Annotated in this window: 1 protein-coding gene; it reads left to right on the plus strand. The window is 72.1% G+C overall.

The features are described from left to right. Positions 1-337 precede the first annotated feature (337 nt). Positions 338-13,260, plus strand: a 12,923-nt coding sequence (locus AC16DP_RS38120) for an amino acid adenylation domain-containing protein (protein WP_483956949.1), incomplete at its 3' end; no start/stop codon positions are given.

The raw sequence follows: 13,260 nt of genomic DNA on the forward strand, positions 1-13,260 counted from the left end.
CGCAGGTATGAGCTGTAATTGAAGGTGGAGACTCCCAGTGAAATCTCGTTCCGGCCCGATTGGGCATGGGCCGTCCCCGCCGCCAGTAACAAAATCGTTACAACGTGCGTCCTCATCCAAGCGGGGGGCATGGTCGTGGCACGGCTCCTTGTGCGTCGTCAGGGGCCTGCTCGTATCACACTCGCAGTCACAGTGTCACCCGAGTCTCACTGGAATTTCACGGCTACGCAGGAAAACAGTGTTGTGCTAAGGATTGCGGCCCCACTGATCCCATCCGCAGCCGCCGCCCACCCACGGGGTGCGAGCGAAGGCTCAGCATGTGAGTCCAAGAGGCATCATGCGCATCCTCGCCGATACAACCGATCTCCAGGGTCGGTCCGGAACCCTTGTCGACATCCTCCAGGCCCGCGCCTCGGAGCATGCGGACCAGCGGCTCTACACCTTCCTCGGGGACGACGAGGGCGAGGAGCTCACGCTCACGTACGCGGAGATGGATCAGCGGGCGCGCCGGATCGCCGCGCACCTGCGACAGCACTCCAGCGCGGGCGAGCGCGCCATGCTGCTGTATCCGCCGGGGCTCGAGTACATCGCCGGCTTCTTCGGCTGCCTCTACGCGGGGCTGCCCGCGGTGCCGGCGTACCCGCCGGATCCCTCGCGCCTGGAGCGCACCCTGCCGCGGCTGCGGGCCATCATCCGGGACGCGGAGGCCTCGGTGGTGCTCACCACGGGCTTCATCGTGTCCATGGTGGAGGCGCTCTTCGAGCAGGCCCCCGAGCTGAAGGCATTGCAGTGGGTGGCCACCGACGAGCTGCCCGAGGGGCTCGAGGCGGGCTGGCGCCGGCCCGGGTTCGACGCGGGCTCGCTGGCCTTCCTCCAGTACACCTCCGGCTCCACCGGCACGCCCAAGGGCGTGATGCTGAGCCACGAGAACCTGCTCCACAACCTGAAGCACATCTCGCACGCCTTCCAGGTGGAGCGAGACAGCCAGGGCGTCATCTGGCTGCCGCCGTACCACGACATGGGCCTCATCGGCGGCATCCTGCAGCCGCTGTACGCGGGCTTCCCCGTGGCGCTCCTGTCGCCGCTCACGTTCCTGCGGCGGCCCGCCCGGTGGCTCCAGGCGGTGTCCCGCTTCGGCGCCACCATCTCCGGAGGCCCGAACTTCGCCTTCGAGCTGTGCGTCCGGAAGATGTCTCCCGAGGAGCGGGAGGGGCTGGAGCTGTCGCGCTGGAAGGTGGCCTTCTGCGGCGCGGAGCCCATCCGCCCGGAGACGCTGGATCGCTTCACCGAGGCGTTCGCGCCCCACGGTTTCCGCCCCGAGTCCGTCTACCCCTGCTACGGCCTGGCCGAGAGCACCCTCATCGTCTCGGGTGGCGCCGCCTCCACGCTGCCCATCCGCAAGGCGCTGGACGCGGCGGAGCTGGAGCGCAGCCGCGCGGTGACGGTCCGCGAGGGCCAGCCCGGCGCGCGCACCCTGGTCGGCTGCGGCCGGGTACTGCCGGACGGGGAGATCCTCATCGTGTCCCCCTCCACGCTCGAGCGCTGCCCCGATGGCGCCGTGGGCGAGCTCTGGCTCTCCAGCCCGAGCGTGGCGAAGGGCTACTGGCGCCGGCCGGAGGAGACGGAGCAGGCCTTCCACGCGCGCACCGCGGACGGCGCGGGCCCCTACCTGCGCACCGGTGACCTGGGCACGCTCATCGACGGCGAGCTCTTCGTCACCGGGCGGCTCAAGGATCTGATCATCCTCCGCGGCCGCAACCACTACCCGCAGGACCTCGAGCTCACGGTGGAGCGCAGCCACCGCGCGCTGCGGCCGGGCTGCGGCGCGGCGTTCGCCATCGAGGGCAGCGGCGGTGAGCGGCTCGTCATCGTGCAGGAGGTGGATCCGCGCAAGCTGCCGGAGAAGCTGGAGGAGGTGCTGGGGGCCGTGCGTCAGGCGCTCGCCGAGGCGCATGAGGTGCAGCTCCACGCGCTCGTGCTGCTCGAGCCCGGCAGCATCCCCAAGACGTCCAGCGGGAAGATCCAGCGCCGTGCCTGCCGCGAGGGCTTCCTGCAGCAGGCGCTCCGGCCGGTGTGGAGCTGGCACGAGGAGGCCGGGGAGTCCGGAGAAGCTCCCGCCGCCAGGTTGCCGCTGCCCGCGCCAGGCGCCTCGCCCGGTGAGCTCATGGCCTGGCTGCGCGCCATCGCCGCCGCGCGCCTGCGGGTCCGGCTGGAGGAGCTGGAGCCGGCCGAGCCGCTGACGCGCCAGGGTCTCGATTCGCTCGCGGCCGTGGAGCTGGCGCACGAGATCGAGCGGGCGCTCGGCGTGGTGCTGCCCATGGAGGCGCTGCTGCGCGGCCCGACCCTCGAGGAGCTGGTGCAACAGCTCGCGGGAAAGGGAGCCGCTTCGGAGGCCACCGTTGGCCAGCCCCTCGCGCGGGTGGAGCGCGAGAGGCCGCTGCCGCTCTCGTTCTCGCAGCAGCGGCTGTGGCTGCTGGATCAACTCGAGCCCGGGAGCCCGCTCTACAACATCGCCGCCGCCGTGGAGCTGGAGGGACGGCTCGAGCTGTCCGCGCTGGAGTGGGCCTTCGCGGAGACCGTCCGGCGCCATGAGGCGCTGCGCACGGTGTTCCCCGCCGACACCGGACAGCCCCGTCAGGCGATCTCCCCCGCCGCGCCCCTCCCCATCGCCCAGGTGGATCTGCGCGGCGTGCCCGAGGACGCCCGGGAGGCCGAGGCGAAGCGGCGCGCCGCCGAGGAGGCCCGAGCGCCGTTCGATCTGGCCCGTGGGCCCCTGCTGCGCGTCACGCTCCTGCGGACGGGCGAGCACCGGCACGTGCTGCTGCTGGTGATGCACCACATCGTCACGGATGGCTGGTCCATGTCCATCCTCGCGCGGGAGGTCGCCGCGCTCCATGGCGCCGCCGTGGCCGGCCGGCCCTCTCCCCTGCCGGAGCTGTCCCTCCAGTACGCGGACCACGCGGCCTGGCAGCGGGCGCGGCTCCAGGGCGATGCGCTCGAGTCCCGCCTGGCGTACTGGCGCGGCCAGCTCGCCGGGGCCCCGCCGCTGCTGGAGCTGCCCACGGATCACCCCAGGCCCCCGGTCCAGACGTACCGCGGCCAGACGCTCGGGTTCCTCCTGCCCGCGGCCCAGGTGGACGCGCTGAAGAAGGTGGGCCAGGAAGAAGGCGCCACGCTGTTCATGACGCTGCTCGCGGCGTTCCAGGTGCTGCTCCAGGGCTACTCCGGCCAGGACGACATCAGCGTGGGCACCCCCATCGCCGGCCGCAACCGCGCCGAGGTGGAAGGGCTCATCGGCTTCTTCGTCAACACGCTCGTCCTCCGCACCCGGTTGGGCGCCGGGCTCACCTTCCGCGAGCTGCTCGCCCGCGTGCGCCAGACGACGCTCGAGGCCTACGCCCACCAGGACGTCCCCTTCGAGAAGCTGGTGGAGGAGCTGCGGCCGGAGCGGCACCTCGGCAGGTCTCCGCTCTTCCAGGTGATGCTCGTCCTGCAGGGCGCGCCGGTGGCGGAGCTGGAGCTGCCGGGCGCCACCTCGCGCGTGCTCGAGCTGGACAGCGGCACCTCGAAGTTCGACCTCGCGCTCGCCTTCACCGAGACGCCGCGGGGACTCGAGGGCCGGCTGGAGTACAGCACCGATCTGTTCGAGCCGGACACCCTCACCCGGCTGATCGGCCACCTGCGCACCGTGATCGACGGCGTGGTGACCGATCCCGGCCAGCGGCTGGGAGCCTTGCCGCTGCTCACCGTCGAGGAGCGGCACCAGCTCCTGGAAGCACTGAACGACACCGGCCGCGAGCTCACCCGGGAGACCGGCGCCCACCGCCTCTTCGAGCGGCAGGTGGAGCGCACCCCGGACGCACCGGCCGTCTCGTCGGGAGCGCTGACGCTCACCTACCGGGAGCTCGATCAGCGCGCGAACCGGCTCGCGCGGGTCCTGCGCGCGCGCGGCGTGGGCCCGGAGACGGTGGCCGGCCTGTGCCTGAACAACTCCGTCGAGCTCGTGGTGGGCATCCTCGCCACCCTCAAGGCCGGCGGCGCCTGGGTCCCCCTGGATCCCTCGCTCCCCACGGAGCGGCTCGCCTTCATGCTCGAGGACACCGGGGCGCCCCTGGTGCTCACCGAGCGCCCGCTGGTGGAGCGGCTCGGTGACAGTCCCCGCGTGGTGCTGCTGGAGGCCCTGCGTGACGAGGAGGCCGCGCAGCCCGCCGGCCCGCTCGACGTGGACGTGGACGGCGACACCCTGGCCTACGTCATCTACACCTCCGGCTCCACCGGCAGGCCCAAGGGCACGCTGCTCACGCACCGGGGCCTGTGCAACACGGCCCTGGCCGCGGCCGGGGCCCACGGCGTGAAGCCGCACAGCCGGGTGCTCCAGTTCGCCGCCCCCGGCTTCGATGCCTCCGTCTGCGAGATCTTCTCCACGCTGCTCGGTGGCGCGCGGCTGTGCCTGGCCACCCGCGACGAGATGATGCCGGGAGAGCCCCTGCGCACGGTGTTGGAGCGCCAGGCCATCACCCACGTGACGCTGACGCCTTCCGTGCTCGCCCAGCTGGCTCCGGAGGGGATGCCGGCGCTGGAGACGATCATCTCCGCCGGAGAGGCCTGCACGCCGGAGCTCGTCTCCCGGTGGAAGCGCCCGGGCCGCACGTTGCTCAACGCCTACGGCCCCACCGAGGTCACCGTCTGCGCCACCCTGCGGCCGGACGTCTCCGCGCAGCGGCCCACCATCGGTTTCCCCTGGCCGAACGTGCAGGTGTATGTCCTGAGGGATCTGCGGCCCGTTCCCCCGGGCGTTCCCGGTGAGCTGTTCGTCGGTGGCGTGGGTCTGGCCCGCGGCTACCTGGGCCGCCCGGAGCTCACCGCCGAGCGTTTCGTCCCCCACCCCTTCAGTGATGAGCCCGGCGCCCGCCTGTACCGCACCGGGGACCTCGTCCGCTTCCTCCCCAACGGGGACCTGGAGTACCTCGGCCGCGCCGACAACCAGGTGAAGCTGCGCGGCTTCCGCATCGAGCTGGGAGAGATCGAGGCGGTGCTCGGGCGCAGGCCGGAGCTTCAGGACGTGGTGGTGGACGTCCGCGAGGAGACGCCGGGCGACAAGCGGCTGGCCGCCTACGTCGTCGCGAGGCCCGGACACGAGGTCCACGTGGGAGAGCTGCGCGCCTTCGTGAAGGCGTCGCTCCCCGACTACATGATCCCCTCGGCCTTCGTGACGCTGGAGGCGCTGCCGCTGACACCCAGCGGAAAGGTGGATCGCCGGGCACTGCCGGCCGTGGCCTGGTCCGGAACGGGCGAGCCCCCGGCCACGCCGCGCACGCCCATCGAGGAGGCCGTCGCGGGGCTCTGGTCGCAGGTGCTGCGCCAGGAGCAGGTGGGGCTCCACACGTCCTTCTTCGAGCAGGGAGGCCACTCGCTGCTCGCGGCGCAGGTCATCTCCCGGGTCCGCACGGCCTTCCAGGTCGAGCTGCCGCTGCGCGCCCTCTTCGAGGCTCCCACGGTCGCGGGCCTGGCCCGGACGATCGAGGCCGCGGTGCGCGCGCGCCAGGGCCTGCGGGTGCCGCCGCCCCAGCGGATGGCACGGCGGGAAGCCTCGCCGCTCTCGTTCGCGCAGCAGCGGCTGTGGCTCGTCGAGCAGCGCATGCCGGGCCATACCCTCTACAACATGCCCGGCCTGGCCCGGCTGGAGGGGCCGCTCGATGTGGCGGCGCTCGAGCGGAGCCTCGGGGAGCTCCTCCGCCGGCATGAGATCCTCCGGACGCGGTTCTCCGCGAGCGCGGAAGGGCCCGTCCAGACGGCCGCCCCGGCGGAGCCGCTGAAGCTGGCGCTCGTCGATCTGAGCGGGCTGCCGGAGGCGGAGCGCGAAGCGGAGGTGCTGAAGCGGGCCGATGCGGAGGCGCAGCGGCCCTTTGAGCTCTCCCAGGGGCCCCTGCTCCGGACGGCGCTGCTGAAGCTGGGCGAGCGCGAGCACGTGCTGCTGGTGACGATGCACCACATCGCCTCGGACGGGTGGTCCATCGGCCTGCTGCTGCGCGAGGTGGCGGCGCTCTACGAGGCCTTCTCCCGCGGGCAACCCACGCCACTGCCGGAGCTGCCGCTCCAGTACGCGGACTACGCGGTCTGGCAGCGCGGCTGGCTCCAGGGCGAGGCGCTGGAGACGCTGCTGGCGTACTGGCGTCAGCAGCTCGCGGGCGCACCGCGCGCCCTGGAGCTCCCCACGGATCACCCCCGTCCGGTGGTGCAGGGCTTCCGGGGCGCGAGCGTCCCGCTGCACCTGGGCGAGCCGCTGTCCCGTGCGCTCCGGGAGCTGAGCCGCCGCGAGGGCGTCACACCGTTCATGACGCTGCTGTCCGCCTTCCAGGTGCTGCTCTCCCGGTACTCGGGGCAGAGCGACCTCACCGTCGGCTCGCCCATCGCGGGCCGCAACCAGACCGAGCTGGAAGGGCTCATCGGCTTCTTCCTGAATACCCTCGTGCTCCGCGCGCGGACCTCGGAGGGCATGACCTTCCGCGAGCTGCTCGCCCAGGCGCGCCAGGTGACGCTGGAGGCCTATGCCCACCAGGATCTCCCCTTCGAGAAGCTGGTGGAAGAGCTGCAGCCCGAGCGCGATCCCAGCCGCTCGCCGCTGTTCCAGGTGTGGTTCGTGCTCAACGAGGAGCTGCCCGCGCTGGAGCTGCCCGGACTGACGCTCCGGCCCGTGGAGACGGAGATCCGGACCTCGCAGTTCGACCTCATCCTGTCGCTCTCCGAGGAGGCCCGGGGCTTCTCCGGAAGCCTGCGGTACAACTCCGGCCTGTTCGAGCCCTCGACGGCGGCCCGGATGGTGGAGCACCTCCGGACGCTGCTGGAGGGCATCGCCGCGAATCCCGGCCAGCGGCTGTCCCTGCTGCCGCTGCTGCCCGAGCACGAGCGCCGCGAGCTGCTGGTGGACTGGAACCGGACCGGCGTGGACGTCCCGCGCGGCGTCTGCGCCCACCACCTGTTCGAGCGCCAGGCCGAGCGCACTCCGGACGCCATCGCCGTGTCGTTCGAGGGACGTTCCCTGACGTACCGCGAGCTCAACCACTCCGCCAATCAACTCGCCCGCGCCCTGCGGCGCCGCGGCGTGGGCCCCGAGGTCGTCGTGGGCCTGCTGATGGATCGCTCGCTGGAGATGGTCATCGGGCTGCTCGGCATCCTGAAGGCCGGTGGCGCATACCTACCGATGGATCCCACCCTGCCCGCGGAGCGCCTGGAGTTCATGGCCGAGGACGCCTGGCTGGCGGTGATGGTGACGCGGCGCGAGCTGGTGGAGCCGCTCAACCTGCGCGTGGCCTACGTCCTGTGCCTGGATGAGGAGTGGGAGCGCATCGAGCGGGAGCCGGGCGGCAACGTGGAGAGCGGCGTGGGAGAGGACAACCTCGCCTACGTCATCTACACCTCCGGCTCCACCGGCAAGCCCAAGGGCACCCTGCTCCACCACCGGGGCCTGTGCAACACCGCCCTGGCGGCCATCGACGCGCACGGCGTGCGGCCGGACAGCCGGGTGCTCCAGTTCGCCGCGTCCGGCTTCGACGCCTCCGTGTGCGAGGTGTTCTCCACGCTCCTCGCTGGCGCCCGGCTCTGCTTGGCCCCGCGCGAGGCGCTCATGCCCGGAGCCCCCCTGCTGGCGACGCTGCGGGAGCAGCACATCACCGCCGTCACCCTCACCCCCTCGGTGCTGGCGCAGCTGGAGCCCGAGGGACTGCCCGCGCTGGAGACGGTGATCTCCGCGGGTGAGGCCTGCTCGCCGGAACTGGTGCGGCGGTGGAAGCCCGGCCGGCGCTTCCTCAACGCCTACGGCCCCACGGAGGTGACGGTCTGCGCCACCATCACCGCGGAGGTTGATCCGAAGCGGTTGAGCATCGGCCGCCCGTTCCCGAACGTGCGGCTCTACGTGCTGGGCCCGGCGCTGGAGCCGGTGCCGGTGGGCGTGGTGGGAGAGCTGTACGTGGGCGGCGTGGGCCTGGCGCGCGGCTACCTGGGACGGCCGGAGCTGACCGCCGAGCGCTTCATCCCCGATCCCTTCGGCACGGCGCCCGGCGAGCGGCTGTACTCGACGGGAGACCTCGTGCGCTACCTGCCGGACGGGAGCCTCGAGTTCCTCGGGCGCCGGGACGGCCAGGTGAAGATCCGCGGCCACCGCATCGAGCTGGGTGAGGTGGAGGAGGCGCTGCGCCGCCACCCCGGCGTCCGCGAGGCCGCCGCGGCGGTGCATGAGCTCGCGGGCGAGAAGTCGCTCGTCGCGTACGCCGTCGTCTCCGGCGAGGAGGCGCCGACCATCGAGTCGGTGCGCAAGCGGCTGGGAGATGCGCTGCCCGCGTACATGGTGCCCGCCGCGCTGGTCGTGCTGGACGCGCTGCCGCTGACATCCAGTGGAAAGCTCGATCGCCGCGCGCTGCCCGCGCCGGGTGGGGAGCGGCCGCGTCTGGAGAAGGCGTTCACCGCGCCCCGCACGCGCGTGGAGGAGTTGCTGGCCTCCGCCATCGCCGAGGTGCTGGGCTTGGAGAGCGTGGGCATCGACGATGACTTCTTCCACCTGGGCGGAGACTCCATCCGCAGCATCCAGGTGGTCGCGCGGTGCCGCGAGCGGGGCCTGGAGATCACGATCGCGGATCTGCTCCAGCGTCAGAACGTCCGCGGCCTGGCGGAAGTGGCCCGGAGCCTCGACGCGGAGGTGCTGGAGCCCGGAGGAGATCAGCCCTTCGGCCTCATCTCCGAGGCGGATCGCTCGCGGTTGCCCGCGGACGCGGAGGATGCCTACCCGCTGGCGGTGCTCCAGGCGGGCATGCTCTTCCACAGCGAGCTCAACCGGGAGCTGGCGCTGTACCACGACACGGTGAGCCTCCACCTGGAGCTGCCCCTGGACGTCCCCGCGCTCCAGCAGGAGCTCGCCCGGATGGGCCGGCGCCACACGGTGCTGAGGACCACGTTCGACCTGAGCCGCTACGGCGAGCCGCTCCAGGTGGTGCACCGGGAGCTGGAGATTCCCCTCCAGGTGGAGGATCTGCGCCACCTGTTCCCGTCCGACCAGGACGCGTTCCTGGACACGTGGCTCGAGCCGGAGCGCGCCCGTCCCTTCGACTGGGAGCGCTCGCCGATGCTGCGGTGCACCGTCCACCGGCGCTCGGACACCACCCTCCAGTTCACCCTCACCTCGCACCACGCCATCCTGGATGGCTGGAGCAGCGCCGTGCTGCTCAGCGAGCTGCTCGGGGGCTACGTGGCCCGCCTGAAGGGTGAGACGCTGGAGCCCGCTCCGCTGGCCGCGTCCTTCCAGCAGTTCATCGCGCTGGAGCGCAAGGCACTCCGCTCCAAGCCCGGCGAGCGGTTCTGGAAGGAGCTGCTGCGCGACCGCGCCGCCGCTTCCTCCTGGAGTGGCAAGCGCCGCCAGGAGCTGGAGGCGTTCCGGCTCCACCCGCTCCGCATCCCCACCTCGCTCCAGGAAGCGCTCTCGCGCGTGGCCCGGACGGCCGGGGTCCCCATCAAGAACGTGCTGCTCGCCGCGCACCTGCGCGTCATGAGTCTGCTGGAAGGCAGCACCGACGTCGTCACCGGCCTCACCACCAACGGCCGCCCCGAGGTCCGCGACGCGGAGCGCACCCTCGGCCTGTTCCTCAACAGCCTCCCCTTCCGCCTGCGGCTCGAGGGCGGCACGTGGATCGAGCTCATCCAGGCCGTGGCCGCGCGGGAGCAGGAGATGCTCCCCCACCGCCGCTACCCGATGGCCACCCTGCAGCGGCAGCTCGGCGGGCAGTCCCTGTTCGAAACGATGTTCACGTTCGTCCACTTCCACGTCGCCAGTGGGCTGACGCGGCTCGAGGGCATCCGCCTGGTGGACGAGATGCGGACCATCGCGTGGGTGGAGATGCCGCTGGGCGTCACCTTCAGCATGGATCCGGAGTCCTCCGAGCTCCTCCTCGGCCTGCGCAGCAACGGAGAGCCCCGGGAGGGACTGACGCTGGAGCGGCTCGCGGGCTACTACCTGCGCACGCTGGAGACCCTGGCGCTCACGCCGCACGCTTCCTACGCCTCGGCGCCGTTGCTCGACGAGACGGAGCGGCACCAGGTGCTGCGGGAGTGGAACGGAGAGCGGAGTGGAAGGCCGTCCGCGCAGGCGTGCTTCCACGAGCTGTTCGAGGCCCGGGTGGACGCCCACCCGGAAGCGCTCGCCGTGGTGGCCGAGGAGTCCCGGTTGAGCTACGGGGAGCTGGATCGCCGCGCCAACCAGCTCGCGCGCTTCCTGCGGACGCGGGGCGTGGGTCCCGAAACGCCGGTGGGCCTGTTGCTGGAGCGCTCGGTGGAGGCGCTGGTGGGGATGCTCGGCATCCTCAAGGCCGGAGGGGCCTACGTGCCGCTGGATCCGGCCCATCCCGCCGAGCGGCTCCGTGGAATCCTCGAGGACTCCGGAGCCCGCGTGGTGGTGACGTCGCGTGCGCTCACCGCCACGCTGGAGGGCTATGACGGGCGGCTCGTCCGGCTGGACGAGGAGGCGGAGGCGCTCGCGCGGGAGAGCGGCGCCCGCCCGGGCCGCACCGCCTCGCCGGACAACCTCGCCTACGTCATCTTCACGTCGGGCTCGACCGGCCGGCCCAAGGGCGTGGCCATCGAGCACCGGCAGCTCCTGCACTACGTGGAGGGCGTCACCGGCCGGCTGGAGCTGCCAGCGGGCGCGAGCTTCGCCTCGGTGTCCACGCTCGCGGCGGATCTCGGCCACACGGCCATCTTCCCCACGCTGCTGAACGGCGGGGCGCTGCACCTGGTCTCCCAGGAGCGGGCCATGGATCCCGCGCGCCTGGCCGAGTACTTCGAGCGCCACGCGGTGGACTGCCTGAAGATCGTCCCCTCACACCTGGGAGCGCTGCTCTCGGCGCCCACGCCCGAGCGCCTGCTGCCGCGCCAGCGTCTGGTGCTGGGCGGTGACGCGTCGAGCTGGGAGCTGGTGGATCGGGTCCACGCGCTCGCGCCCCGGTGCGAGGTCTTCAATCACTACGGCCCCACCGAGACGACGGTGGGTGTCGTCACGCACCGGGTCCCCTGGAGCCAGGACGAGCGGCTGTCCGCGGGCGTGCCGCTGGGACGGCCGCTGCCGGACACGGAGCTCTACGTCCTCGATGCCCACCTCCAGCCGGTTCCGGTGGGCGTGCCGGGCGAGCTGTACATCGGAGGCCGCGGCGTGGGCCGTGGCTACCTCGGACGGCCGGAGCTGACGGCCGAGCGGTTCATTCCGGATCCGTTCAGCGCGGTGCCCGGCGCCCGGCTGTACCGGACGGGAGATCGGGCGCGCCACCTGAAGGACGGCACCCTCGAGTTCCTCGGGCGCGTGGACTTCCAGCTGAAGATCCGCGGCTTCCGCATCGAGCTGGGTGAGATTGAAGCCGTGCTGCGGCGGCACCCGGCCGTGCGGGAGGCCCTGGTGGTGGCCCGCGAGGATGCACCGGGAGACAGGCGCCTGGTGGCGTACGTGGTGCCGGGAGCGGGCGGAACGTTGGACGCCAGTGCGCTGCGCCACCACCTCGCGGAGCGGCTGCCCGAGTACATGGTGCCCTCCGCGCTGGTGCCGCTGGAGGCGCTGCCGCTGACCCCGAATGGCAAGGTGGATCGGCAGGCGCTGCCCGTGCCGGACGCGACGCCCGGGCACGAGCGCGCCTTCGTCGCGCCCCGGACGCCCACCGAGGAGCTGCTCGCCGGCATCTGGCGCGAGCTGCTGGGGAGCGAGCGGATCAGCCTCCACGACAACTTCTTCGAGCTGGGAGGCCACTCGCTGCTCGCCACCCAGGCCACCTCGCGCATCCGCGGCGCCTTCCAGGTGGAGCTGCCCGTGCGGGCGATCTTCGACGCGCCCACGCTGGCCGGGCTCGCGTCGCGCGTGGACGCCGCCGTGCAGCTCGGAGCGGGACTGAGGGCTCCGCCCTTGGCGCGCCTGCCTCGCGGCGGGCCGATGCCCGTGTCCTTCGCGCAGCAGCGGCTGTGGTTCCTGGAGCAGCTCCAGCCGGGCGGCGCGCTCTACAACACGCCCGCGACCGTGCGGATCGAGGGCGAGCTGGATGTCGCCGTGCTGGAGCGCGCCATCAACGCGCTCGTCCAGCGGCATGAAGCGCTGCGGACGAGCTTCGCCGACGCGGCGGGTGAGCCGCGGCAGCAGGTCCTCCCGGAGCAGACGATCCAGCTCCGCCGGGTGGATCTGCGCGCCATTGTCCCGGCCACTCGGGACGAGGAGATCCTGCGCCACGTCCGCGAGGAGGTGCAGCGGCCCTTCGATCTCCGGAGCGGCCCGATGCTGCGGATCTCCCTGCTGGAGCTGGAGCCGCGCGTCCACGTGATGGTGATGGTGATGCACCACATCATCTCGGATGGTTGGTCCACGTCGATCTTCATCCGCGAGGTGGCGGCGAGCTACTCCGCGTTCTCACGTGGCGAGGCGCCCGTCCTGCCGGAGCTGCCCATCCAATACGCCGATTACGCGGCCTGGCAGCGCGGTTGGTTGCAGGGAGAGGCACTCGAGGCCCAGTTGTCGTACTGGCGCCAGCAACTCGCCGGCATCCCCGCCGCGCTCGAGCTGCCCACCGACCATCCGCGTCCGGCGGTGCCTGGTGCTCGCGGCGCACGCCTCTACCGTGTGCTCCCGCGTGAGCTGCTGGAGCGGCTCGGCGGCTTCGCCCAGCGCGAGGGTGTCACGCCCTTCATGGTGCTGCTGGCCGCCTTCCAGGCCCTGCTCTCGCGCTACTCAGGCCAGCTCGACATTCCCGTCGGCACCGACATCGCCAACCGCAACCGCTCCGAGACCGAGGGCCTCATCGGCTTCTTCGTCAACCAGCTCGTGCTCCGCTCGAAACTGGAGGGCAATCCGTCCGTCCGTGACTTCCTCGCCCGCGTCCGCGAGACCACCCTGGGCGCCTACGCCCACCAGGACCTGCCCTTCGAGGAGCTCGTCAAGGCGCTCAACCCCGAGCGCAGCACCAGCCGCTCTCCCCTCTTCCAGGTCAAGCTGACGCTGCAGAACGAGCCGCTGCCGTCGCTGGACATGTCCGGTCTGACGATCCGTGCACTGCCGCTCGACGCGGGCGTGGCGCGGCACGACCTGACGCTCTTCTGCCGCGAGGGCGACGAAGGCCTGCACTGCAATTGGGAGTACAGCACGGACCTGTTCGAGGGCCCCACGGTGGAGCGCATGGCGGGCCACTTCCAGCGCCTGCTGGAGGAGATGCTGGCCCATCCGCAGCGGCCCGTGTCCACCCTCTCCCT

It is taken from the genome of Archangium sp. (genome assembly GCF_057119385.1).